We start from the raw sequence: 23,304 nt of genomic DNA on the forward strand, positions 1-23,304 counted from the left end.
TTTGATCGGCCAGCACGTCCCTTCCCTTGTTATTAATAAGAATGCGAATTTATGTCACTGCATACACCAAAAGAGATCGCCCAACTGGCGATTCAGTCTGGCGTGGTTAAAAGCCAGGCGCCGGTATCTACCTTATTGATCCTCGGCTTTATGGCGGGCGCATTTATTGCAACCGGCTTTCTGCTTGATCTGCACGTCATTAACCAACTGCCAGCCGATTGGGGCTCCTTCGGTGGGCTGTTGGGCGCGGCGGTTTTCCCGGTCGGTCTGATTCTGACCGTGCTGGCCGGTGGTGAACTGCTGACCGGCAATATGATGACCATGCCGATTGCCTGGTTCGCACGCCGTATCAGCGGCTTCAGCGTGCTGCGCAACTGGTTCTGGGTCACCATCGCTAACTTCCTCGGCAGTATCGCCGTCGCCTGGTTCTTTGGTCATATGTTGGGTATGACTGAAGGAGACTACCTGAAGAAGACTGTCGCCATCGCTACCGCGAAAGTGAATGCTGATTTCCTGCATGCCTTTATCTCCGGCATTGGCTGTAACTGGCTGGTGTGTCTGGCAGTATGGCTGGCGTTCGCCAGCAAAGACGTAGTAGGCAAGATTTTTGGTATGTGGTTCCCGGTAATGGCCTTCGTGGCGATTGGCTTCCAGCACGTCGTGGCAAATATGTTTATCGTGCCGGCTGCAATTTTCGCCGGACAGCTGAGCTGGGCTGAGTACCTGCCGAATTTTGTCGCCGTGTTCCTCGGTAATGGCGTGGGCGGGGCAATTTTTGTCGGTCTGACCTACTTTATCGCCTTCCGTCCGGCGATGGCGGCAGCGAGCGAAGCACGTTAATCGAATGGTGCCTTTTGCCAGTGGGCAAAAGGCATTTTGCTGCGTGATGACTTTCACCTGAAACGTTTTGTTGTAATATGTAGTTCTAATGTATTTAACAGGGAAAGCGTCGTGAAAAAGGAATGGCTAACACCCGAAGAACTCGCGCTGGAAACCGGATACAGTCGCCAGACTGTTAACAAATGGATTAAACGCGAAAACTGGACAACCACGCCAAAGCCCGGTGTACAGGGCGGTAAGGCGCGTTTGATCCACATTGATGAACGCGTTAAAAGCTTTATTCAATCCACCCGGCACGCGAATGAACCGGTAGCTCATTACGGTGCTCAGCAAAATACGTTACCTGCGTTATTAATAAATTCTATCCAGCAAATGACAGTCGCCGAACAGGAACAATTGGTGGCACTTCTGTTGCGGGAAGGGATCAGAGGCGTATTACAACGGCTGGGAATTCAGGAAAAATAAAAAAGCCGGGAGCAACGCTTCCGGCTTTTTTACTCACGTCAGGTTTAGGCCTGCGCTTCTCGTTCCGCAATAAAGGCCAGCGCTTTTTCAATGCGCGCCACGCTGCGGCTGCGACCAATCGCCTGTACCGTCACATCCAGCGCGGGTGACTGCCCGGCACCGGTTACGGCAACACGCAACGGCATGCCGACTTTCCCCATCCCCAGCTCCAGCTCATCAGCTGCGCTTTGAATGGCGTGATGCACGTTTTCAGCGGTCCAGTCGTTGTCGCTGATGGCGGCCAGTTTGTCACGCACCACTTCCAACGGTTGACGCGCTACCGGGCGCAGGTGTTTCTTCGCTGCATCGGCATCAAACGCGTCAAACTCTTCATAGAAATAGCGGCAGGAAGCGGCAATCTCCACCAGCGTTTTGCAACGCTCGCCCAGCAACGTAACCAGCTTCGCCAGTTCCGGGCCAGTACGGGTATCGATGTTCTGTTGTTCAATGTGCCATTGCAGATGGGTAGCAACATATTCTGGTGGCAGCGTATTGATGTAGTGATGGTTCAACCACTGCAATTTTTCCGTGTTAAAGGCACTGGCTGATTTGCTGACCGCATCAAGGGTAAACAACTCAGTCATCTCCGCCACACTGAAAATTTCCTGATCGCCATGTGACCAGCCCAGACGCACCAGATAGTTGAGCAGCGCTTCCGGCAGATAGCCGTCATCACGATACTGCATCACCCCTACCGCACCATGACGCTTGGAGAGTTTTTTGCCATCGTCACCGAGGATCATCGAGACGTGAGCATAAGTCGGCACTTCAGCCCCAATCGCTTTCAGGATGTTGATCTGACGCGGCGTGTTGTTGATATGGTCTTCACCACGAATCACATGGGTGATCCCCATATCCCAGTCGTCCACCACCACACAGAAGTTGTAGGTCGGTGAACCATCGGTGCGACGAATGATCAGATCATCCAGCTCCTGGTTGCTGAATTCAATCGGTCCACGAATCTGGTCATCGAAAATTACCGAACCCTCTTGTGGGTTGCGGAAACGCACCACGCAAGGTTCATCAGCGGCGTGATGTTCGTGGCTGTCGCGGCAACGACCGTCATAACGCGGTTTTTCGCCTTTCGCCATCTGCTCTTCGCGCAATGCTTCCAAACGTTCTTTCGAGCAGTAGCATTTATAGGCAGTGCCTGCTTCCTGCATTTCGTCGATCACCGCGTTATAGCGATCAAAACGTTTGGTCTGGTAGTACGGGCCTTCGTTCCAGTCCAGGCTCAACCAGTTCATGCCATCCATAATGGCTTCGATGGCTTCCGGCGTGGATCGCTCCAGATCGGTATCTTCGATACGCAGAACAAATTCGCCCTTGTTATGACGAGCATAAAGCCAGGAGTAAAGCGCGGTACGAGCACCGCCCACATGCAGATAACCAGTGGGGCTGGGTGCGAAGCGAGTTTTGATTTTCATTCAGCATTGCCTTAAATGCGCGGAGGTTTGTTGTCTGGATGACAAAAAACAGGTTAACGCGAAAAAACAGTGCGCATATTCTAGCAGCTGACCATGATTCCTCAATCATTGTCGCGGTACGCGTCACAATAGATAGTGGTTTTTCTGCTAATAAAACCAGCATATTGGCTAAAAGCGCCGCGAGATGTTTAATTTTAAAGCGAACGCACATTTATGTTTTAAAAAGCGTTGACTCACTTCGAAGGATCCCTATAATGCGACTCCACACAGCGGGGGTGATTAGCTCAGTTGGTAGAGCATCTCCCTTACAAGGAGGGGGTCGGCGGTTCGAGCCCGTCATCACCCACCACTCTTAAGGTGGCCCGCAGTGAACAAGAGATAAGATATGGGTGATTAGCTCAGTTGGTAGAGCATCTCCCTTACAAGGAGGGGGTCGGCGGTTCGAGCCCGTCATCACCCACCATATCTTAGTCTGATGACACTCTTGTTAAGTAGTACCGAAGTGGGTGATTAGCTCAGTTGGTAGAGCATCTCCCTTACAAGGAGGGGGTCGGCGGTTCGAGCCCGTCATCACCCACCACTTCGGGTCGTTAGCTCAGTCGGTAGAGCAGTTGACTTTTAATCAATTGGTCGCAGGTTCGAATCCTGCACGACCCACCATTATGTAGAAAGGCGCCCTAAAGGCGCCTTTTTGCTATGCGCGTTTTACAGATTCCTTTCACAACCTTAACGCTTTGAACCCTCATGTGATTTTATCCCCTTGCCGATAACGACTGTGAACTATTGCAAGGAGAAAACCATGAGTACCATTTCCAGTGTATCCAGTAGTACCACCAGTGCCAGCAGTAGCGGCAACACGTCGCAAATCGCCAGCCTGAATAAACAAATTCAGAGCCTGACCAAAGAACTCAAAGATCTGTCCAGTGATGACACCCTCACAGATGAACAAAAATCTGAACAGGAGCAGTTACTGGAGTCGCAGATTCAGATGATTGAAGCGCAGATTGCGCAAATCGAGCAGCAAGCGGCTGAAAAAGCGCAACAACAGCAGGAACAGCAGCAAAAACAGGAAACCGCCAGCACCACGGCAAAAGCTGATGGTATCAACCGCCCGACGGATACCAATAAGATCAACGTTTACGTTTAAAACGACGGTTTAAGAGAACGTTGTTGCGTCAGCAGCGCTGCCTGCTGACGCACTTCCTGCCAGATCGCCTCTGCTGCGGGCGTCAACGATCGGTTTCGGCGTTTAATCAGCATCAAGCTACGGTTTATTTCCGGGTAAAGACGTCGCACCGTCAGTTTGCGCCCGGACGGTAAGGGCAACGCCAGCGCCGGAAGAATGCTGATGCCAATCCCTGCTTCAACCATCGGATATAGCGTTGCCGGATGCCCTATCTCCTGCACCACGTTGACCGAGATCCCCTGCTGGTGTAGCGCGGCGTCAATGAGCAAACGGCTACCCGAAGCGTAGTCCTGAAGCACCATAGTACGCCCATCCAGCATTGACCACTGTGGCTGAAGCGCCTGTGCCAGGACATCATCTTCCCGACACAGCAATAAAAAGGGTTCATCCATAATGGTCTGGTAGTCAAAATCGCTATCACGCAATGGCCCGATGATGATGCCGAAGTCTACCTCCGCGTTACGCACGCTTTGCAGTACCCACTGCTGCGCGCGGTCATGCAAGATCACACGAATATCGGGATAGCGCTGTTGGCTGCTGGCAAGACATTGCGGCATCAGATGCGCAGAAGGCGTCTGGCTGGCCGCCACCCGCACCGTACCGCTACGCTGTTCACCGTAGCTACGGACATCCAGCACCGTGGTGTTAAGTTCTTCCAGCAGATGCTCCAGGCGCGTGGCCAGCTGCTGTCCCGCCCCAGTCAGCAGCACCTCGCGCGTGGTGCGATCCAGCAAACGCACCCCCATTTCAGCTTCCAGTTCTTTAATGCTGTGGCTGACCGCCGACTGGCTCAGACCAATGACCTGCCCGGCCAGGCTGAAGCTGCCGTGTTTTGCCACAGCGACAAAAGTGCGCAACTGGCGCAGCGTGTAATTCATCGATATCACTCATAGATTAATGCAATAAATCAATTTTATTTCTAAACCCGATTGGCGCACAATCAGCAACATCAAATTTTAATTAACCGGATTGTAACAATGGGATTTTTACGCCTCGACCCGATGATGGTCAAACTCATCATCACCGTGCTGCTGGCCAGCTTCTTACCGGCCAAAGGAGGGTTTGTCGACTTCTTTGAATGGCTGACCACCGCTGCCATCGCCCTGCTGTTCTTTATGCACGGTGCTAAGCTGTCACGCGAAAAAATCATCGCCGGTAGCAGCCACTGGCGACTGCATTTATGGATTATGTGCAGCACCTTCGTGCTGTTCCCGATCCTTGGCCTGCTGCTGGTGTGGTGGCATCCGGTTGATGTAGGCGCTGAAATCTATACCGGTTTTCTTTACCTGTGCATTCTGCCTGCAACCGTGCAGTCGGCAATCGCCTTTACCTCTATGGCCGGAGGCAACGTGGCGGCGGCGGTATGTAGCGCTTCAGCATCCAGCTTGCTCGGCGTATTTGTTTCGCCGTTGCTGGTGAATCTGGTGATGAATGTGCACAGCGATGGTCCGAGCAACGGGCTGGAGCAGATTGGCAAAATCATGTTGCAGTTGCTGGTGCCTTTTGTGCTCGGTCATATTTCACGTCGCTGGATTGGCGGCTGGGTGGAGAAGCATCGCAGCCTGATTGGTAAAACCGACCAGACCTCCATTCTGTTGGTGGTTTATTCCGCCTTTAGTGAAGCGGTAGTCAACGGCATCTGGCACCGCGTGGGCGTGGATACGCTGCTGTGGATTCTGGCCGGTAGCCTGCTGCTGCTGGCTGTGGTGTTGTTGATCAACCTTGGCGCATCACGCCTGTTTGGCTTCAAGCGTCCCGATGAAATTACCGTGTTGTTCTGTGGTTCGAAAAAGAGCCTGGCCAACGGCGTGCCGATGGCCAATATCCTGTTCCCGGCCAGCAGCGTGGGGATTATCGTGCTGCCGCTGATGATCTTCCATCAGGTGCAGTTGATGGTGTGTTCTTTCATTGCCCAACGTTATAAAACCAGCAATGCGAAACGGCTGGCGCAGCAGCAACAGGTTGAAGTGCAGAAATCCTGATTCGTAGCCGCGCGATTTATCGCGCGGGTTGTAAAAAAACGGCGCGATAAACCGTGTCGCGTTACATCATGTACGTTTCAGCGGCTTCACTAAACCCTGTAATCCTTCGATCTTAATCGCCAGGGTGAGCTGCATCAGCTCACCCAGTTTACCGGCGGGAAACTCACCGCTGCGGGCAAACCACAGCAGATACTCCTCCGGCAAATCAATCAACACCCTGCCTTTGTATTTACCAAACGGCATTGGCGTGTTGGCAATCTCAATCAGCTGCTGCTTTTCCATATCAGGCTCCGAGCAGGCGAATCATCTCTGCTTCGTCGATCACCGCAATGCCCAGCTCCTGTGCTTTCGCCAGTTTGGAACCGGCGGCTTCACCGGCAATCAGCAAATCGGTTTTCTTTGATACGCTGCCACTGACTTTGGCACCCAGGGCCGTCAGACGCGCTTTGGCATCATCACGGTTCATCTGCGACAGCGAACCGGTTAATACCACGGTTTTACCGGCAAACGGGCTATCGATCTCTGCTGCATTTACCACCTCAACCTGCGGCCAGTGCACGCCCATCTCCACGGTCAGTTCGCGGATCACCTCACGGTTGCTCTCTTCATCCATAAAGTTGCGTACATGGCTGGCAACCACTTTACCGACATCCTGCACCGCTATCAGCGCATCGAGGTCGGCATCCATCACTTTTTCCAGCTCACCGAAATGATTGGCAAGGTTAGCCGCGGTGGCCTCCCCGACTTCACGAATGCCAAGGGCATAGAGGAAACGCGGTAGCGTGGTGAGTTTGGCTTTCTCCAGCGCATCGACCACATTCTGCGCCGATTTCGGCCCCATACGGTCCAGCCCGGTGAGCTTACCGGCGGTCAGGCGAAACAGGTCGGCAGGCGTTTTGACGTACTCCTTTTCCACCAGTTGATCGATGATTTTGTCACCCATTCCCTCGACATCCAGCGCGCGGCGCGACACAAAATGCTTGAGCGCCTCTTTACGTTGCGCACCGCAAATCAGGCCACCGGTACAACGCGTCACCGCTTCGCCTTCCACACGCTCCACATCAGAGCCGCACACCGGGCAGTGGCTGGGGAACACAATCTCACGCGTGTCTTCCGGGCGTTCCGATTCCACAACATTCACCACCTGCGGGATCACATCCCCGGCACGACGAATCACGACTTTGTCACCAATGCGCAGCCCCAGACGGGCAATTTCATCGGCGTTATGCAACGTGGCGTTGCTGACCACTACGCCGGCCACCTGCACCGGCTCCAGACGGGCAACTGGCGTGATGGCACCGGTACGGCCCACCTGGAACTCCACGTCACGCACCACGGTCATCTGCTCCTGCGCCGGGAATTTAAACGCAACAGCCCAACGCGGTGCGCGGGCGACAAAGCCCAGTTGTTCCTGTAATGCCAGCGAATCAACCTTGATCACCACACCATCGATATCGAACCCCAGCGTTGGGCGCGCCTCTTCAACCTCGCGATAAAACGCCAACACTTCATCGGCATTATTGGCCAGACGGATACGGTTGCTGACCGGTAAACCCCAGGCCTTAAATTGTTGCAGACGGCCGAGGTGGCTGGCAGGCATCTCACCGCCCTCCAGCAGGCCAAGGCCGTAGCAGAAGAACGTGAGTGGGCGCTTCGCGGTGATGCGCGGATCGAGCTGACGCAGCGAACCCGCAGCGGCGTTACGTGGATTGGCGAAAACTTTCCCCCCGGTACGGCGCGCTTCTTCATTCAATTTTTCGAAGCCACTTTCCGTCATAAACACTTCGCCACGTACTTCAACGCGCGCCGGGATATTGTCGCCGAGAAGGCGGAGCGGAATCGCGTGAATGGTGCGTACGTTGGCGGTGATATTTTCTCCGGTGGTGCCGTCGCCGCGCGTGGCGGCACTGACCAATAAGCCATCTTCATACAACAGGCTTACCGCAAGACCATCCAGTTTGAGTTCGCAGCAGTAGACCAGGTCATCGCTGCTTTTCAGACGATCCTGAACGCGTTTGTTGAAAGCGAGGAAACCGGCTTCATCGAAGGTGTTATCCAGCGACAGCATCGGCACTTCATGACGAACCTGTTCAAAGGCGGCCAGCGGTGCGGCACCGACACGTTGCGTCGGTGAATCCGGCGTGATCAGCTCGGGATGCGCGCTTTCCAGCTCACGCAGCTGTGCCATGAGTCGGTCATATTCTGCATCCGGGACTTCCGGCGTATCCATCACATGGTAGAGATATTCGTGGTGACGTAACGTGGTGCGCAGCGCGGTGATCTGCTCCTGAACCGATTTCATAGTGCCTCATCCGATAAAAAACCCCCGACAGGCGGGGGTTATAAGTAGAGATTGTTGACGCCTGCACGGGTTATCAGCCGATAACCTCGCGAATACGTGCTTTATAAGTTTCCAGCTTTTGCGGCGTCATCATTCGACGCTCATCATCCAACACGACGCCGCCGACATCATCAGCGATACGCTGTGCGGATTGCAGCATCAGTTTAAAGTTCTGGTTCGCATCGCCGTACGACGGCACCATCATAAAGATGGATACGCCTGGCGTGCTGAAATCACCCATTTCATCCGGATTGAACGAACCGGGTTTTACCATATTCGCCAGGCTGAACAGCACCGGACCGCTGCCGGCCGGACTCAGATGGCGATGGAAAATATTCATTTCGCCAAACTGGAAGCCTGCCTGCAAAATCCCCTGCAACAGCGCTTCACCATTCAGCACGCCGCCAGCATGAGCCGCAACGTGCAGTACCAGCACGGCTTCTTTTTTGCTGCCCGCAGCGGCTGGCTGCGGTTGTTCTTCGTGGGCAACGGGCGTCTCTTCTTCCGGCTCAGGCTGTTGGGCCACGACCGGTGCGGCGCTAACCAGCGGGTCGTTATCCAGCAACGGATCTGCCTGAATCGGTTGCGGCTGTGGTTGCGGCTGCACAACAGGTTTTACCACTGGAGGAACAGGCGGTACGGGTTGCTGGCGCACTTCCGGCTCCGCATCAAACAGCGGATCGCGTGCAACTGAAGGTTCCTGACGCGGTGCAGGCTGACGAACAGGTTCAGGCGCACGCGGCGCACTGACCGGCTTTTCTGAATAGCCGCCCAGCTCAGGTTCATCATGCGTATCGCGACGAACCCGTACTTCGCCGACGCCTTCATCATCGTCGCCCAGCAGATCATCATCCGCTTCTTCGCGTTGTTTCAGACGTTTGTGCGGGCGATCGCGAAACACGGAGGAGCGCTCTTTACGGCTGGTCCACAGTCCGTGAAGTAGCAGCGCTATTATGGCGATCGCGCCAACAACGATTAATATCAGACGCAAATCCTGCATCATTGTATTCTCTGTTGTTCCAATACCTTGCCACCACGGCAAACTTTATCCTCTAACTGTATTTGCCCTGCTACACAAGTGCAAGTCTGTGCAGTATTTTCTGACAAATAAGATAGCTCCCCCACGCTTTTTTGCTGTTTTTTCGTGCAAAGCGACCCTGTTGCCGATAAAAAGCCAGGTTATGATGTTCGCGCCCGTACACATTGGAGAAAGGCTTGTTATGCCCGTTGAGAAATCGGTCTCATCTTTGAATGGTATTCATTACTTCGCCGAGGGATGGAAGCTGGTGCGTCTGCCCGGCATTCGTCGCTATGTTATCATCCCGCTGCTGGTCAATATCCTGCTGTTGGGGGGTGCCTTTATTTGGCTCTTCCACCGCCTCGGCCAGTGGATTCCCCAGCTAATGGCACATATCCCCGATTGGCTGCAATGGTTGAGTTACCTGCTCTGGCCGTTGTCGGTTATTTCGATTGTGCTGGTGTTCAGTTACTTCTTTTCCACCATCGCGAACCTGATTGCGGCCCCTTTTTGCGGACTGCTGGCAGAACAACTGGAAGGACGTCTGACCGGTAAACCCTTGCCCGATAGTGGCTGGGTAGCCATGTTCAAAGACATTCCCCGTATCATGAAGCGTGAAATGCAGAAGCTGGGCTACTATTTGCCCCGCGCGCTTGGGTTATTGCTGCTGTACTTTATTCCGGGTTTCGGGCAAACGGTGGCCCCGGTTTTATGGTTTTTGTTCAGCGCCTGGATGCTCTCAATCCAATATTGCGATTATCCATTTGATAACCATAAAGTGAGTTTTCAACAGATGCGCCATGCGTTACGTCGCCATAAAAGCGCCAATATGCAATTTGGGGCGCTGGTCAGCCTGTTTACCATGATCCCCATCCTCAATATGGCCATCATGCCCGTTGCCGTGTGTGGTGCCACCGCCATGTGGGTCGATCGCTATCGCCAGCAAAATGGCCGTCATTAAACCATCAAAAAGCCTTATGCTTTTTTGCATGGGGCTTATGGTCAAGGGCTATATAGATATACGATTTCTTTCCTTCCGCACACGGGCAGAAAAGGTATGCTCTGAGGGTTCCCAATATTTCATACAGTTAAGGACGAGCTATGAGTAAGATCTATGAAGACAACTCGCTGACAATTGGTCATACGCCGCTGGTTCGACTGAACCGCATCGGTAACGGCCGCATTCTGGCGAAGGTCGAGTCCCGTAACCCGAGCTTCAGCGTCAAATGCCGTATCGGTGCCAATATGATTTGGGACGCAGAAAAACGCGGTATCCTGAAAAAAGGCGTAGAACTGGTTGAGCCGACCAGCGGCAATACCGGTATTGCCCTGGCTTACGTTGCGGCTGCTCGCGGTTACAAGCTAACGCTGACCATGCCGGAAACCATGTCGATCGAACGTCGTAAACTCCTTAAAGCACTGGGTGCCAACCTGGTGCTGACCGAAGGCGCGAAAGGCATGAAAGGTGCCATCGCCAAAGCTGAAGAAATTGTGGCCAGTGACCCGGACAAATATGTGTTGTTGCAGCAGTTCAGCAATCCGGCAAACCCGGAAATTCACGAAAAAACCACTGGCCCGGAAATCTGGGAAGACACCGACGGCGATGTTGACGTATTCATTGCCGGTGTCGGTACTGGCGGTACGCTGACTGGCGTCAGTCGCTACATCAAAAACACCAAAGGCAAGAAAGACCTGATCACCGTCGCGGTAGAGCCAACCGACTCGCCGGTTATCGCCCAGGCACTCGCAGGCGAAGAGATTAAACCTGGCCCGCACAAAATCCAGGGTATCGGTGCTGGTTTTATCCCGGGCAACCTTGACCTGAAGCTGATTGACCGTGTGGTCGCCATCACCAATGACGAAGCGATCAGCACCGCACGTCTTCTGATGGAAGAGGAAGGTATTCTCGCCGGTATCTCTTCAGGTGCTGCGGTCGCCGCTGCACTTAAGTTGCAGGAAGATGAAGCCTTCGCCAATAAGAACATCGTGGTGATTCTGCCCTCCTCTGGCGAGCGTTATCTGAGTACCGCGCTGTTTGCCGATCTGTTCACTGAAAAAGAGCTGCAACAGTGACCGGTCAAAGTCTGAAATGACGAAAAAAGCACCCAAATGGGTGCTTTTTTGTGGCTTAGATCTCACTTTTACCACCTGGCAGATTGCTTTCAGTGACGTGGGTCTGGTATTTAAGCAACCAATTATTTCGATGCCTGAAATTAATCGGGCTTTGAAGTGGATCAAGCTGAATCGATTTACTGATTTGGCGATACGGCGAATCACGGCATAATGAGCAGATGGAGCGATCATCTCTGCTTTTGATCCTTCCGCTGGATATGACGCTCACATCGCATGCGCATTTTTTTGGTTAGCGTGATGCCATCCAGTGCACCTACACAGGCTAAAGTTACGGCTCCAGGCTAGACTTTAGATCCATAACACCAAACCTGATAAAGTTGGGGAAATAGAATGTTCCAGCAAGAAGTTACCATTACCGCACCTAACGGCCTCCACACTCGTCCTGCAGCTCAGTTCGTTAAAGAAGCCAAGGCTTTCCAGTCAGAAATCACTGTGACCTCGAATGGCAAATCCGCCAGCGCGAAAAGCCTGTTCAAACTGCAGACACTGGGTCTGACTCAGGGTACGGTTGTTACGCTGTCTGCCGAAGGTGAAGATGAGCAGCAAGCGGTTGAACACCTGGTAAAACTGATGGCTGAGCTGGAGTAATCCACTCAGTTTGTGACTAAACCGACTCCTTTGCCCCATTGAGTGCAAACATCTTGATCGCGGACAACTTGTCCGCGTTATTGCTTCCGTAGATTACACGTCCGCGACAATGGCAATGCATTGGGTCAACGAGCCATCGTGATTAAAAGGTAGGGTTATGATTTCAGGCATTTTAGCATCACCGGGTATCGCCTTCGGCAAAGCACTGCTGCTGAAGGAAGATGAGATCGTCATCAACCGTAAAAAAATTTCTGACGATCAGGTTGAGCAGGAAGTACAGCGCTTCCTCGACGGACGCAGCAAGGCTGCTACCCAGCTCGAAGCCATCAAAGTTAAAGCCGGTGAAACCTTCGGTGAAGAGAAAGCGGCGATCTTTGAAGGTCACATCATGCTGCTGGAAGACGAAGAGCTGGAGCAGGAAATCATCGACCTGATCAAAAAAGATCACGCGACTGCTGACGCTGCTGCCCATTCGGTTATTGATGGCCAGGCGAAAGCCCTGGAAGAGCTGGACGATGAATACCTGAAAGAACGCGCCGCTGACGTGCGTGACATCGGTAAACGCCTGCTGCAAAACATCCTCGGCCTGCATATCGTCGATCTCAGCGCTATCGAAGACGAATCCATTCTGGTGGCAAAAGATTTGACGCCGTCAGAAACCGCACAGCTGAACCTGAAAAAGGTGCTGGGCTTTATCACCGATCTCGGTGGCCGTACTTCGCATACCTCCATCATGGCGCGTTCACTTGAACTGCCAGCGATTGTCGGTACCGGTAACGTGACCGCGACAGTAAACAACGGTGATTTCCTGATTCTGGATGGCGTAAACAACAAAGTTTATGTCAACCCGACTCCTGACGTACTGGAAGAGCTGAAAGCCATCCAGACGCAATATCTGTCAGAAAAACATGAACTGGCGAAACTGAAAGATCTGCCGGCAATCACGCTGGATGGTCATCAGGTTGAAGTCTGCGCCAACATCGGTACGGTACGTGACGTCGCCGGTGCCGAGCGTAACGGTGCGGAAGGCGTGGGCCTGTATCGTACTGAGTTCCTGTTTATGGACCGCGATTCACTGCCGACCGAAGAAGAACAGTTCCAGGCCTACAAAGCCGTTGCGGAAGCCATGGGTTCACAAGCGGTTATCGTGCGTACTATGGACATCGGTGGCGACAAAGACCTGCCGTACATGAACCTGCCGAAAGAAGAGAACCCGTTCCTCGGCTGGCGTGCGATTCGTATCGCAATGGACCGCAAAGAGATTCTGCATGCTCAGCTGCGTGCGATTCTGCGTGCCTCGAAGTTCGGCAAACTGCGTATCATGTTCCCGATGATCATTTCTGTGGAAGAAGTTCGCTTCCTGAAAGCTGAACTGGAAACCCTGAAAGCGCAACTGCGTGAAGAAGGCAAACCCTTTGATGAGACCATTGAAGTGGGCATTATGGTGGAAACACCGGCTTCAGCGGTTATTGCTCGTCATCTGGCAAAAGAAGTCGACTTCTTCAGTATTGGGACAAACGACCTGACGCAGTATACTCTGGCGGTCGATCGTGGTAATGATTTGATTTCTCACCTCTATAACCCAATGTCGCCTTCCGTTCTGGGCCTCATCAAGCAAGTGATCGATGCATCACATGCCGAAGGGAAATGGACCGGCATGTGTGGTGAGCTGGCTGGTGATGAACGTGCTACACTACTGTTACTGGGAATGGGGCTGGACGAATTCAGCATGAGTGCCATTTCAATCCCAAGCATCAAGAAAATTATCCGTAATACCAATTTTGAAGATGCGAAGGCATTGGCGGAGCAGGCTCTGGCTCAACCCACAGCGGAAGATTTGATGACGCTGGTTAACAAGTTCATCAAAGAAAAAACACTCTGCTGATACGCGAGACGCTGGCCCCAAATTACTGCTTAGGAGAAGATCATGGGTTTGTTTTCTAAACTTTTTGGCGATAAAACAGAGAGCGCATCAGGGACTATTGAAATTGTAGCGCCTCTGTCAGGCGAAATCGTGAATATTGAAGACGTACCAGATGTGGTATTCGCGGAGAAAATTGTCGGTGACGGTATTGCGATCAAACCGACCGGCAACAAAATGGTTGCCCCGGTTGACGGCACCATCGGTAAAATTTTCGAAACCAACCACGCATTTTCAATCGAGTCTGACAACGGCATCGAGCTGTTTGTCCACTTCGGTATCGACACGGTTGAACTGAAAGGTGAAGGCTTCAAACGTATCGCTGAAGAAGGCCAGAAAGTGAAAAAAGGCGACGTGGTGATCGAGTTTGATCTGCCGCTGCTGGAAGAGAAAGCAAAATCCACGCTGACGCCGGTTGTGATCTCGAACATGGACGAGATCAAAGACCTGATCAAACTCTCTGGTCCGGTTACTGTGGGCGAGACCCCGGTGATTCGTATCAAGAAGTAATTCGCAGTCTGGATAGTAAAACGGCACCCAATGGGTGCCGTTTTTGTTTCCACGATAATCTAGTCCTGTTTCCAGCGTGGTAGCCTGATGGTCAGCTCCAGGCCACCTTCCGGACGATTTACCGCCTGGACTTCGCCATGATGCGCCAGCACTACCTTCCGCACAATCGACAGTCCCAGCCCATAGCCTTTACCCATCAGCGGCGAATTGACGCGCACAAAGGGGTCAAAAATGCTGGAGAGCTTTTCGTCATCGACTCCCGGTCCCTGATCGCGCACACGAATCGCCAGCCACTGGTTTTCCGCCTGCAAGCGCACCTGAATATGTTGCCCCTTGTGAGAGAAACGCAGCGCGTTGCGCAGCACATTCTCCACACCACGACGTATCAACTCAGCATTGCCGTGTACGGTGTAATCCGCATTTTCATCGACCTGAAAATCAACCTTCACCCCCGGAATCTGCGCCTCGTAACGGACGTCCGTCACTATCGCATGCAGCAGACCGGTCAGGTCGAAGTACTGTTCACCCGGCATACTCTCGTGCTCAGCACGCGAGAGCGTCAGCAGTTCACCAATCATCTTGTCCAGTCGACGCGCTTCTTCGTCGATACGATTAAGCGAGGATTCGACACTTTCCGGCGTCTGGCGCGCCAGACCGGTGGCGAGCTGAAGACGGGCTAACGGCGAACGCAGCTCATGGGAGATATCATGCAGCAGCTCCTCACGCGCTTTGACCAACGTATCCAGCCGTTCCACCATCGCATCAAAATCCTGCGCGACGCTGGAAAGCTCGTCATGGCGTTTGCGCATTACCGGATAGAGCCGCACGCTCAGGTCACCACTACTGACGCGGGCAAAGCCCTCACGGAGCTGACGCATCGGACGCGTCAGGTTCCAGGCCAACAACAGGCTAAACAGCAAACCGAGCGCCCCCGCAAAGGTGAACATCGGTTCCGGGATATTCAGGATGCGGCGTGGACCACCCACACCCATTGAACTATCTTCCCGCAGTGCTTTGACGTCGTAACGCAGTTCATACTCTTTAGCATCAGCCCCTTTTACCCAACGTACAATCACATCCGGGAAGGGACCGTGGAACGGCTCGTTAAAGCCTGATGGCGGCAATACTTCCGGTGGCGCATTTACCGTAGCAACGGGTTTGCTGTGCTGGATCACCGAGAAAAACTGGCGATCGTTCGGTTCCCAGTCAGCCATCATGTCGTCGAGTGCGCTCGGCCCACCGCGTTCAAGCACCGAGACGGCTGAAGCCATCTGTAAATTCACAATACGACGGATCGCCACGATTTCTGGCGGTTCATGGCGGTTACCGGAAAGCGAAAAACCGAGCCACAGCAGCTGACTGATAATGACAAATACAATCCAGAAGCCCAGCAGGATCTTCCAGAACATGCGGCCACGGTAGCTGTGCTTCATCGAATGCGATAACCAATACTGCGCACAGTTTCGATATTGACGTTGTCAGCGGTTAACGCTGCCAGTTTCTGGCGAATATTGCTGATATGCACATCAACGCTACGATCATAAGCTTCACGCGGACGCCCCAGCCCTTTTTCCGACAGTTCATCTTTCGATACCACACGATCGGGGGCGCGCATCAGCAGGTCGAGCAGGTTAAATTCCGAAGCGGTGAGATCAAACGCCTTGCCCTGCCATTCGGTAATACGGGTGGCAGGATTGAGGCTTAAATCCCCCCAACGCAGTATCTCTTTTTTGTCCGGCAGCGGGGCCTGATCTTCAAAACGACGCAGCACAGCACGCAGGCGCGCGACCAGTTCACGGGGATAGCAAGGTTTGGGAACATAATCGTCAGCGCCCATTTCCAGACCGATGACGCGATCGATGTTGTCACCTTTGGCGGTCAGCATGATCACTGGCAGACGGCTGTTCTGGCGTACCTGACGCAGCACATCAATTCCACTCATATCCGGCAGCATGATATCGAGGATCATGGCGGTGTAATTGCCTGAAAGCGCACCTTCAACCCCGGCACTTCCGGTTAAAACCAGTTGTGCATCAAAGCCTTCAGCAATCAGGTATTGGCTCAGCATAGTACCAAGCTCTAAATCGTCATCAACAAGCAGAATTTTCATCTTTATCTCTCGTACAAAATTGCCGCTATTTTGTCCTGAGTTCGTCCTGAGCGCAGCCGGTTTTACTCGATCCTTACAGTGACGATACTCCGTAGCGACGCGATTTATCGCGCGAATTTAAAACACAGGAAAACAGCGCGATAAATCGCGCCGCTACGCATTTTTACAAGAGGATAGTTTAGTGGAAAACACCGGTGGAGAGATAACGGTCGCCGCGATCGCAAATAATCGCCACCACCACACTGCCTGGTTGCGCTGCGGCAACACGTAATGCGCCTGCCACTGCCCCACCGGAGCTGACACCGCAGAAGATACCTTCGCGTCGCGCCAGCGCACGCATGGTTTCTTCGGCTTCCAGCTGAGACATATCCATCACCTCATCCACCAATTCCGGACGGAAAATCCCCGGCAGATAGGCACTCGGCCAGCGGCGGATACCGGGAATGCTGCTACCTTCCTGCGGTTGTAAGCCAATGATTTTCACCGCAGGAGCAAACTCACGCAGGTAACGTCCCACGCCGGTAATGGTACCGGTGGTGCCCATGCTGGAGACAAAATGCGTCATCCGTTGCTGACTCTGCTGCCATATTTCCGGGCCGGTGGTCAGGTAGTGGCCGAGTGGGTTATCCGGGTTGTTGAACTGATCCAGTACCCTCCCCTCTCCACGCGCCGCCATCTCCTGCGCCAAATCGCGTGCCCCTTCCATGCCCTGCTCACGCGTTACCAGCACCAGTTCAGCCCCGTAGGCAAGCATCGCATCCTGGCGTTCCTGGCTCATGTTATCTGGCATCAGCAAACGCAGACGATAGCCTTTCATCGCCGCAATCATCGCCAGCGCGATGCCGGTGTTGCCACTGGTGGCTTCAATCAACGTATCGCCCGGTTTAATCTCGCCACGCAATTCCGCCTGGTGAATCATCGACCAGGCCGCGCGATCTTTTACCGATCCCGCCGGATTGTTACCTTCCAGTTTTAACCAGATTTCGCTGCCGTTGTCAGGCGTCAGGCGCTGCAACTTAATCAACGGCGTGTTGCCGATGGTATTTTCCAGTGTGGTCACGGTCAGATTCCCGGCGTAGAAAGAGGGGCAAAGAAATCGGGCGGGAAAATCCCGCCCGAAGGAGTGTCAAAAATATCAGGCGCTCTCGGCAAAGGCAACCGCGCGCAGCGGCGTTGTTCCCTGGTAAAGTCGTGCCTGTTGCAGGCCAACAAACAGGCGTTCACCGCGAATCGGTGCGGTTTGCTCGCCATCAAACACCAGGGTGAAGGGTTCGCTTTGCCAGCCAGTGGGCTGCACCACCAACTGCCAGAAGTGACCACGCGGGCTGACTTCCAGCACCTGCACCGGCAACGGGGTTTCCAGGCTGCTCTGGCGCGAGACATCAATCTCCCACGGACGCAGGAACAACTCGACCTTGCCCTGGTGGGCAGGCGTGTAGCCCAGCGGCCAGCGATGCGCGGCGACATGGAACTGCGAGCCGTGCACTTCACCGTCGAAGCGATTTACTTCACCGAGGAACTCCAGCACGAAGCGGGTGGCAGGATCGCGCCACACGTCATCCGGTGTCCCCACCTGTTCAATGTTACCCTGACTCATCACCACCACCCGGTCAGCGACTTCCATCGCCTCTTCCTGGTCATGGGTGACGAATACGCTGGTGAATTTTAACTCTTCATGCAACTGACGCAGCCAGCGGCGCAGTTCTTTACGCACCTGTGCATCCAGCGCGCCGAAGGGTTCATCCAGCAGCAAAATCTGCGGCTCCACTGCCAGCGCACGCGCCAGCGCAACACGCTGTTTCTGGCCGCCCGACAGTTGTGCCGGGAAACGGTTAGCAAGGTGTGCCAGTTGCACCATTTCCAACAAGCGGGTCACACGTTGTTTGATTTCGGCGCTGGAAGGACGCTCACGACGCGGCAACACCGTCAGACCAAAGGCGATGTTGTCGAACACCGTCATATGGCGGAACAGTGCATAATGCTGGAAGACAAAACCGACCTGGCGATCGCGAGCATGAATGCGGCTGACGTCTTTGCCGTGAAAATAGATCTGCCCGCTGTTCTGATGCTCCAGTCCGGCGATAATCCGCAGCAGCGTGGTTTTACCGGAACCGGATGGCCCCAGCAGCGCCACCATCTGGCCGGAAGGAATATCCAGAGAGATATCGTTCAGCACCGGGGTACGGCCAAACGCTTTGTTAATTTGTTTAATCTCAATGCTCATGATTTTCCTCCTGTTGGCGTTTCTGCTGATGCTCTAAACGCCACTGCAGCACGCTTTTCAGAAACAGTGTCACTATCGCCATCAGGGTCAGCAGCGCGGCGGCGGTAAACGCGCCGACGGTGTTGTAATCCTGATGCAGTAATTCAACCTGAAGCGGCAACGTATAGGTTTCGCCGCGAATCGATCCCGATACCACCGAGACCGCACCAAATTCGCCGATGGTACGCGCGTTGGTCAGTACCACGCCGTACAGCAGCGCCCAGCGGATGTTGGGCAACGTTACGCGGCGAAACATCTGCCAGCCGGATGCGCCAAGCAACACCGCCGCCTCGTCTTCATTGCTGCCCTGGCTCAGCATCACCGGCACCAGCTCACGCACCACAAACGGACAGGTGACGAAAACGGTCGCCAGCACCATACCGGGCCAGGCAAACATAATCTGGATATTGTGCGCATCCAGCCAGCCACCAGCCGGACCGTTAATGCCCCAGAACAACAGATACATCAAGCCTGCCACCACCGGTGACACGGCAAACGGAATATCAAACAGCGTGAGCAGCAGCTGGCGACCAGGAAAGTTAAAACGCGTCACCAGCCACGCCAGCAGCGTACCGAACACCAGGTTTACCGGCACGGTAATCAACGCCACCATCACCGTCAGCCAGATGGCATGCAGCATGTCGCCATCTTTCAGATTGCTGATGACGCCGCCCAGCCCCTGGCCCAATGCCTCCCAAAAGATGGAGATCATCGGCACCACCAACAACAGCAGCGAAACCAGCGCGCCAATGCCAATCAGCAGCCATTTGCCCCAGTTAATCGGTGAACGGTCAACACGATTGATTTGCGAAATCTCTGCCATCAGTGGCCTCCTAAACGACGGCCAAAGCGGCTTTGCAGGGTATTAATGGCGAACAGCAGCAGCAGCGATGCGGCAAGGATCACCGAGGCAATCGCACTGGCGGCCGGGTAATCAAACTCCTGCAAACGCACGAAAATCATCAGCGAGGTGACTTCGGTCTTCCACGCGATGTTACCGGCGATAAAGATCACCGCGCCAAACTCGCCGAGGCTGCGGGTAAAAGACAACGCGGTCCCGGCCAGCAACGCCGGTGCGACTTCCGGCAGCACCACGCGACGGAAGCTCTGCCACGGCGTGGCCCCGAGCGTTTCTGCCGCTTCTTCATATTCCGGGCCTAACTCTTCCAGCACCGGCTGCACGGTACGCACCACAAACGGAATGCTGGTGAAGGCCATCGCCACTGCGATACCAAGCCAGGTGTAAGAAACTTTGATATCAAACTGCGCCAGCCATTGCCCATACCAGCCGTTGACCGAAAACAACCCGGCCAGCGTCAGACCGGCGACAGCAGTAGGCAGCGCAAACGGTAAATCCATCAGGCCATCAAGCAACGTGCGGCCAGGGAAGCGATAACGGGTCAGGATCCACGCCATCAACATGCCAAACACCGCATTGAAGATGGAGGCAACACCGGCAGACAACAGCGTCACCTTGTAAGCCGCCACCAGTTGCGGACTGGTGATCACTTCCCAATACTGCGCCAGCGTCATCTTTGACAACTGCATCAGCAGCGCGCTGATCGGCAGCAGCAGGATCAGGCAGGTAAACAGCAGGCTGGTGCCCAGGCTGAGACCGAATCCGGGCAGCACCCGTTTTTGCGTTGAGGCAAACATCAACCGCGCCCCGCTGCCAGCAGTTTGTCCAGCTCAGCGCCAGACGCGAAATGGGTTTTCATCACGTTATCCCAGCCGCCGAACGCCTCGTCTACGTTGAATAACGCCGTCTGCGGGAAGCGATTTTTCTGCTCCGCCATCAGCTGCGGGTTGTTTACGCGATAGTAGAAGCTGGTGATAATTTTCTGTGCTTCCGGGCTATAGAGAAAATTCAGGTAGGCTTTCGCTGCATCGGCGGTGCCATTGTGCTCAACATTTTTGTCCACCCAGGCCACCGGGAACTCGGCGAGGATGTTGGTTTTGGGCACAATCACTTCATAACCGTCTTTGGCGTACTGGTTACGGATGTTATTCACTTCAGATTCAAAGCTAATCAACACATCTCCCAGACCACGCTCGGCGAAGGTGGTGGTCGCACCGCGACCGCCGGTATCAAACACTTCGACGTTCTTCAGGAATTTAGTCATAAAGGCTGCGGTTTTGGCCTGATCTTTACCATCAGCCTGATCCGCCGCGCCCCACGCTGCCAGATAGGTATAACGGCCATTACCGGAGGTTTTGGGATTGGGGAACACCAGCTTCACATCATCGCGCGCCAGGTCAGCCCAGTCGTGAATGTTCTTTGGATTGCCCTTGCGCACCAGAAACGCCATGGTGGAATAGAACGGTGAGCTGTTATTCGGCAGACGAGTTTTCCAGTCCGCGGGGATCAGATTGCCTTTATCATGCAGCACCTGCACGTCCGTCACCTGATTGTAAGTCACCACATCGGCACGCAATCCTTGCAGGATCGCCAGCGCCTGTTTTGAAGAACCGGCATGAGATTGTTTAATGGTCAGCTTGTCACCCGGATGGCTGGCATCCCACTGCTGCTCAAACGGCGCATTCAGCGCAACAAACAACTCGCGCGAGACGTCATAAGAGCTGTTGAGCAGTTCTGTCGCCTGCACAGCACCCGCCATTGCCAGCGAAAGCGCGATACCGCCAACCAACTTTTTCAAAACGGGAAGTGTCATGCTGCACCCAGAGATATGGAGTTACGGCTGATGCCATTAGATGTTGTCAGTGTATTTATAACTCAGGGGAAACCAGTAACGGTTTTATATATCGTTTGCTGATTTCAAAGTCTAAAAAGGCATAAGACGGCGGGGAAGAATATGCGGCTGGCGGGATTGGGCACGGACGGCTGCGTAGCCGTCCGTAGCAGAGTTACAGCGCCTGCAACACGTCGAGGGACGGTGCGAAATAGTAGCTGCCGGTCACTGGCTTGGTGAAACGCAGCATGGCGTCCATTTTGCCGTCGCGCTCGCCAAACATACTCAGCAGCTGCTGTTCGATGTTATACAGACGATTGCAGTAGGCGATAAAAAACAGGCCGTGGGTGCCGCTGGCGGTGCCGTAAGGCAGGCTCTGACGCAAAATCTTCAGCCCTTTTCCCTCTTCTTTGAGATCGACACGGCTGAGATGCGACGTCGCCGGGCGCGCCTCACCCGGTATCTCTTCATTTTCCACTTTGGTACGCCCGAACACCGCTTCCTGCTTCTCAACCGCCATGCGGTTCCACAGCTTCAGGTTATGTTCCCAACGCTGAGTGAAGACGTAGCTGCCCCCGGCATCCGGGCCATCGGCGATAATCGCCACCTGCTGACGCTGTTCGCCCTGGGGGTTCTCGGTGCCATCGATGAAGCCTGAGAGATCGCGCTCCTCCACCCAGCGGAAGCCGTGCGTCTCTTCTTCGACGTTAACGGCGTCAGCAAAAGCCACCAGCGCCGCCTGCGCCAGGGAGAAGTTAACGTCATGGCGTAGTGACTGAATATGGATCAGCAAATCATGCTGGGTTGCGGGCGCAATGCCCTTACCCAGTTCGCGAAAGGCTTTCAGCTCCGGCGCGCTATCCGTCCCGTGCAAATCGCGCCACAGCGTGTCGCCAAAGGCGATAACCGCGCCCAGACCCGCATCGGTGAATTGTTGTTGCAGTGATTCGAGGTGTTGCAGAAAAGTTTTGCTGCCCAGACGCAGCGCATCGAGATCGCCCGTGACACGAGCTTCCAGCCAAATGGCGAAACGGCGGTGTTCCAGCAGGATCCCGCTCTGAAATTGAGACATCGACATGCTCTCCGGCGATGGGGGTTAAACGACGTTTTTTTCGCCCGTATCATACCGGAAAGCGGCGGTGATAGCCCGTATCACCGCACTTTTTTCAGGGTTACCGTTGCCAGACGATCTGACTGATTTTCCAGTTTTTCAGAGTATCGTCAGACGGCATCAGACCTTCAGGCCCGTGCCATTCACCGCTGTAGATGTAAGCGATGTGCTGGCTGTTGGGTGCCCGGCACTCAACATCACGACTATCCAGGCCCGGCACCATTTTGCAGTTATCGAAAGCTTTGCTGAATTTCGCGCTGAACAGGTCACCGATTTTGCTGCCATCGGCACTTTTTGCGTTGCTATCCACGACTTCGATACGCTCCACGCTGCTTTGGCCGTGAATCACCATTTTGACCTTGCCATCATCCAACGCCTGCCAGAACTCCACCACCTGGCCGTTCTGGGTGCGCATGCCCTGGCGCAATTTGTAATCCCCATCCAGGGCTTTATCGATGGCAGTTTGCGTCATCGCGGTGCTGCTGGAAAGGCCTGCTACCCCCTGCTCCGTCACGGTAAGCGAACCACCAAACCAGTTCAGCGGATTCAGCGCTGACCAATGATAACTGAGCGGGTTGTACCAGTGGCTTTCATCAGCCTGGGAAGAGGAACCCGAACTGGCACATCCTGCCAGCACCAGAGCCATCGCCAGCAGCGCGGGACGAACAACGTTCATGAAA

23 protein-coding genes and 4 tRNA genes are annotated in these 23,304 nt (G+C 54.1%); 13 read left to right on the forward strand and 14 right to left on the reverse strand.

Features of this window, described 5'->3' with window-relative positions:
- The first annotated feature begins 51 nt into the window (after positions 1-51).
- Entirely contained in the window at positions 52-840 is a 789-nt protein-coding gene (locus AC6I8R_RS14865) for a formate/nitrite transporter family protein (protein WP_021186327.1), read from the forward strand.
- A gap of 111 nt (positions 841-951) precedes the next feature.
- Positions 952-1,305, forward strand: a complete 354-nt coding sequence (locus AC6I8R_RS14870) for a YfeC-like transcriptional regulator (RefSeq protein ID WP_021186326.1) — start codon at positions 952-954, stop codon at positions 1,303-1,305.
- A gap of 44 nt (positions 1,306-1,349) precedes the next feature.
- Here the strand turns inward: AC6I8R_RS14870 and gltX are convergent, their stop codons facing one another.
- On the reverse strand, positions 1,350-2,771 hold the full coding sequence (gene gltX / locus AC6I8R_RS14875) for a glutamate--tRNA ligase (RefSeq protein WP_208723869.1): 1,422 nt from the start codon (positions 2,769-2,771) through the stop codon (positions 1,350-1,352).
- A gap of 273 nt (positions 2,772-3,044) precedes the next feature.
- On the opposite strand from gltX, the gene AC6I8R_RS14880 reads away from it, so the two are divergent.
- The 5 genes from AC6I8R_RS14880 to AC6I8R_RS14900 all read left to right on the forward strand — a co-directional run bounded on the left by AC6I8R_RS14880 (position 3,045) and on the right by AC6I8R_RS14900 (position 3,918).
- Positions 3,045-3,120, forward strand: a tRNA-Val gene (locus AC6I8R_RS14880).
- A 38-nt stretch (positions 3,121-3,158) separates the two neighbouring features.
- A tRNA-Val gene (locus AC6I8R_RS14885) sits at positions 3,159-3,234 on the forward strand.
- A 41-nt stretch (positions 3,235-3,275) separates the two neighbouring features.
- Positions 3,276-3,351, forward strand: a tRNA-Val gene (locus AC6I8R_RS14890).
- 4 nt (positions 3,352-3,355) lie between these two features.
- A tRNA-Lys gene (locus AC6I8R_RS14895) sits at positions 3,356-3,431 on the forward strand.
- Between the two features lie 139 nt (positions 3,432-3,570).
- Positions 3,571-3,918 (forward strand): FlxA-like family protein, encoded by a 348-nt coding sequence (locus AC6I8R_RS14900; protein WP_208723868.1) that lies wholly within the window; start codon positions 3,571-3,573, stop codon positions 3,916-3,918.
- Here the strand turns inward: AC6I8R_RS14900 and AC6I8R_RS14905 are convergent.
- Positions 3,915-4,835 (reverse strand): LysR family transcriptional regulator, encoded by a 921-nt coding sequence (locus tag AC6I8R_RS14905; RefSeq protein WP_497832527.1) that lies wholly within the window; start codon positions 4,833-4,835, stop codon positions 3,915-3,917. The genes AC6I8R_RS14900 and AC6I8R_RS14905 overlap by 4 nt on opposite strands.
- Positions 4,836-4,934: 99 nt before the next feature.
- On the opposite strand from AC6I8R_RS14905, the gene AC6I8R_RS14910 reads away from it, so the two are divergent.
- On the forward strand, positions 4,935-5,939 hold the full coding sequence (locus AC6I8R_RS14910) for a bile acid:sodium symporter family protein (RefSeq protein WP_021184258.1): 1,005 nt from the start codon (positions 4,935-4,937) through the stop codon (positions 5,937-5,939).
- 66 nt (positions 5,940-6,005) lie between these two features.
- Here AC6I8R_RS14910 and AC6I8R_RS14915 read toward each other — a convergent pair whose 3' ends face one another.
- From AC6I8R_RS14915 to zipA, 3 genes are all read right to left on the reverse strand, one after another.
- Positions 6,006-6,221 (reverse strand): DUF3820 family protein, encoded by a 216-nt coding sequence (locus AC6I8R_RS14915; protein WP_021184259.1) that lies wholly within the window; start codon positions 6,219-6,221, stop codon positions 6,006-6,008.
- A 1-nt stretch (position 6,222) separates the two neighbouring features.
- Entirely contained in the window at positions 6,223-8,241 is a 2,019-nt protein-coding gene (ligA, locus tag AC6I8R_RS14920) for an NAD-dependent DNA ligase LigA (RefSeq protein ID WP_497832528.1), read from the reverse strand.
- Positions 8,242-8,314: 73 nt separating this feature from the next.
- Positions 8,315-9,283, reverse strand: a complete 969-nt coding sequence (gene zipA / locus AC6I8R_RS14925) for a cell division protein ZipA (RefSeq protein WP_208723865.1) — start codon at positions 9,281-9,283, stop codon at positions 8,315-8,317.
- Positions 9,284-9,500: 217 nt separating this feature from the next.
- Here zipA and cysZ point away from each other — a divergent pair, with 217 nt between their 5' ends.
- The 5 genes from cysZ to crr all read left to right on the forward strand — a co-directional run bounded on the left by cysZ (position 9,501) and on the right by crr (position 14,450).
- On the forward strand, positions 9,501-10,259 hold the full coding sequence (gene cysZ / locus AC6I8R_RS14930) for a sulfate transporter CysZ (RefSeq protein ID WP_497832529.1): 759 nt from the start codon (positions 9,501-9,503) through the stop codon (positions 10,257-10,259).
- A 140-nt stretch (positions 10,260-10,399) separates the two neighbouring features.
- Positions 10,400-11,371: a cysteine synthase A gene (cysK, locus tag AC6I8R_RS14935; protein WP_021184263.1), complete on the forward strand. Its 972-nt coding sequence runs from the start codon at positions 10,400-10,402 to the stop codon at positions 11,369-11,371.
- 390 nt (positions 11,372-11,761) lie between these two features.
- Complete coding sequence (ptsH, locus tag AC6I8R_RS14940; RefSeq protein WP_007889063.1) at positions 11,762-12,019, forward strand: phosphocarrier protein Hpr; 258 nt, start codon at positions 11,762-11,764, stop codon at positions 12,017-12,019.
- 157 nt (positions 12,020-12,176) lie between these two features.
- Positions 12,177-13,904: a phosphoenolpyruvate-protein phosphotransferase PtsI gene (gene ptsI, locus AC6I8R_RS14945; RefSeq protein WP_021184264.1), complete on the forward strand. Its 1,728-nt coding sequence runs from the start codon at positions 12,177-12,179 to the stop codon at positions 13,902-13,904.
- Positions 13,905-13,946: 42 nt separating this feature from the next.
- Positions 13,947-14,450, forward strand: coding sequence for a PTS glucose transporter subunit IIA (crr, locus tag AC6I8R_RS14950; RefSeq protein ID WP_013509993.1), 504 nt, complete (start codon positions 13,947-13,949; stop codon positions 14,448-14,450).
- A 59-nt stretch (positions 14,451-14,509) separates the two neighbouring features.
- Here crr and AC6I8R_RS14955 read toward each other — a convergent pair whose 3' ends face one another.
- The 9 genes from AC6I8R_RS14955 to AC6I8R_RS14995 form a co-directional block, all read right to left on the reverse strand.
- Positions 14,510-15,883 (reverse strand): ATP-binding protein, encoded by a 1,374-nt coding sequence (locus AC6I8R_RS14955; protein ID WP_021184265.1) that lies wholly within the window; start codon positions 15,881-15,883, stop codon positions 14,510-14,512.
- A complete protein-coding gene (locus AC6I8R_RS14960; RefSeq protein WP_021184266.1) occupies positions 15,880-16,560 on the reverse strand; it encodes a response regulator transcription factor in 681 nt (226 codons plus the stop codon). Before AC6I8R_RS14960 ends, AC6I8R_RS14955 begins: the two co-directional genes overlap by 4 nt.
- Before the next feature lie 178 nt (positions 16,561-16,738).
- Entirely contained in the window at positions 16,739-17,620 is an 882-nt protein-coding gene (gene cysM / locus AC6I8R_RS14965) for a cysteine synthase CysM (protein WP_497832530.1), read from the reverse strand.
- A 75-nt stretch (positions 17,621-17,695) separates the two neighbouring features.
- Entirely contained in the window at positions 17,696-18,784 is a 1,089-nt protein-coding gene (cysA, locus tag AC6I8R_RS14970; RefSeq protein ID WP_208723862.1) for a sulfate/thiosulfate ABC transporter ATP-binding protein CysA, read from the reverse strand.
- Positions 18,774-19,646: a sulfate/thiosulfate ABC transporter permease CysW gene (gene cysW, locus AC6I8R_RS14975; RefSeq protein WP_021184269.1), complete on the reverse strand. Its 873-nt coding sequence runs from the start codon at positions 19,644-19,646 to the stop codon at positions 18,774-18,776. Before cysW ends, cysA begins: the two co-directional genes overlap by 11 nt.
- On the reverse strand, positions 19,646-20,479 hold the full coding sequence (gene cysT, locus AC6I8R_RS14980; protein WP_021184270.1) for a sulfate/thiosulfate ABC transporter permease CysT: 834 nt from the start codon (positions 20,477-20,479) through the stop codon (positions 19,646-19,648). Before cysT ends, cysW begins: the two co-directional genes overlap by 1 nt.
- Positions 20,479-21,495 carry a sulfate ABC transporter substrate-binding protein gene (locus AC6I8R_RS14985; RefSeq protein ID WP_036626405.1) on the reverse strand — a complete coding sequence of 339 codons (1,017 nt, stop codon included), beginning with the start codon at positions 21,493-21,495 and terminating at the stop codon, positions 20,479-20,481. Before AC6I8R_RS14985 ends, cysT begins: the two co-directional genes overlap by 1 nt.
- A 193-nt stretch (positions 21,496-21,688) precedes the next feature.
- Positions 21,689-22,585, reverse strand: a complete 897-nt coding sequence (locus tag AC6I8R_RS14990; protein WP_497832531.1) for a Dyp-type peroxidase — start codon at positions 22,583-22,585, stop codon at positions 21,689-21,691.
- A gap of 100 nt (positions 22,586-22,685) precedes the next feature.
- Entirely contained in the window at positions 22,686-23,300 is a 615-nt protein-coding gene (locus tag AC6I8R_RS14995) for an RpoE-regulated lipoprotein (RefSeq protein ID WP_497832532.1), read from the reverse strand.
- Between the last annotated feature and the right edge of the window lie 4 nt (positions 23,301-23,304).

It is taken from the genome of Pantoea sp. X-Soil-OKNW-713 (assembly GCF_059730685.1).

Excerpts from the sequence above, each read along its gene's own strand:
- AC6I8R_RS14865 (WP_021186327.1), top strand. The coding sequence starts at position 52 with ATGTCACTGCATACACCAAAAGAGATCGCCCAACTGGCGATTCAGTCT.
- gltX (WP_208723869.1), bottom strand. The coding sequence starts at position 2,771 with ATGAAAATCAAAACTCGCTTCGCACCCAGCCCCACTGGTTATCTGCAT.
- AC6I8R_RS14900 (WP_208723868.1), top strand. The coding sequence starts at position 3,571 with ATGAGTACCATTTCCAGTGTATCCAGTAGTACCACCAGTGCCAGCAGT.
- AC6I8R_RS14905 (WP_497832527.1), bottom strand. The coding sequence starts at position 4,835 with ATGAATTACACGCTGCGCCAGTTGCGCACTTTTGTCGCTGTGGCAAAA.
- AC6I8R_RS14910 (WP_021184258.1), top strand. The coding sequence starts at position 4,935 with ATGGGATTTTTACGCCTCGACCCGATGATGGTCAAACTCATCATCACC.
- AC6I8R_RS14915 (WP_021184259.1), bottom strand. The coding sequence starts at position 6,221 with ATGGAAAAGCAGCAGCTGATTGAGATTGCCAACACGCCAATGCCGTTT.
- ligA (WP_497832528.1), bottom strand. The coding sequence starts at position 8,241 with ATGAAATCGGTTCAGGAGCAGATCACCGCGCTGCGCACCACGTTACGT.
- zipA (WP_208723865.1), bottom strand. The coding sequence starts at position 9,283 with ATGATGCAGGATTTGCGTCTGATATTAATCGTTGTTGGCGCGATCGCC.
- cysZ (WP_497832529.1), top strand. The coding sequence starts at position 9,501 with ATGCCCGTTGAGAAATCGGTCTCATCTTTGAATGGTATTCATTACTTC.
- cysK (WP_021184263.1), top strand. The coding sequence starts at position 10,400 with ATGAGTAAGATCTATGAAGACAACTCGCTGACAATTGGTCATACGCCG.
- ptsH (WP_007889063.1), top strand. The coding sequence starts at position 11,762 with ATGTTCCAGCAAGAAGTTACCATTACCGCACCTAACGGCCTCCACACT.
- ptsI (WP_021184264.1), top strand. The coding sequence starts at position 12,177 with ATGATTTCAGGCATTTTAGCATCACCGGGTATCGCCTTCGGCAAAGCA.
- crr (WP_013509993.1), top strand. The coding sequence starts at position 13,947 with ATGGGTTTGTTTTCTAAACTTTTTGGCGATAAAACAGAGAGCGCATCA.
- AC6I8R_RS14955 (WP_021184265.1), bottom strand. The coding sequence starts at position 15,883 with ATGAAGCACAGCTACCGTGGCCGCATGTTCTGGAAGATCCTGCTGGGC.
- AC6I8R_RS14960 (WP_021184266.1), bottom strand. The coding sequence starts at position 16,560 with ATGAAAATTCTGCTTGTTGATGACGATTTAGAGCTTGGTACTATGCTG.
- cysA (WP_208723862.1), bottom strand. The coding sequence starts at position 18,784 with ATGAGCATTGAGATTAAACAAATTAACAAAGCGTTTGGCCGTACCCCG.
- cysW (WP_021184269.1), bottom strand. The coding sequence starts at position 19,646 with ATGGCAGAGATTTCGCAAATCAATCGTGTTGACCGTTCACCGATTAAC.
- cysT (WP_021184270.1), bottom strand. The coding sequence starts at position 20,479 with ATGTTTGCCTCAACGCAAAAACGGGTGCTGCCCGGATTCGGTCTCAGC.
- AC6I8R_RS14985 (WP_036626405.1), bottom strand. The coding sequence starts at position 21,495 with ATGACACTTCCCGTTTTGAAAAAGTTGGTTGGCGGTATCGCGCTTTCG.
- AC6I8R_RS14990 (WP_497832531.1), bottom strand. The coding sequence starts at position 22,585 with ATGTCTCAATTTCAGAGCGGGATCCTGCTGGAACACCGCCGTTTCGCC.
- AC6I8R_RS14995 (WP_497832532.1), bottom strand. The coding sequence starts at position 23,300 with ATGAACGTTGTTCGTCCCGCGCTGCTGGCGATGGCTCTGGTGCTGGCA.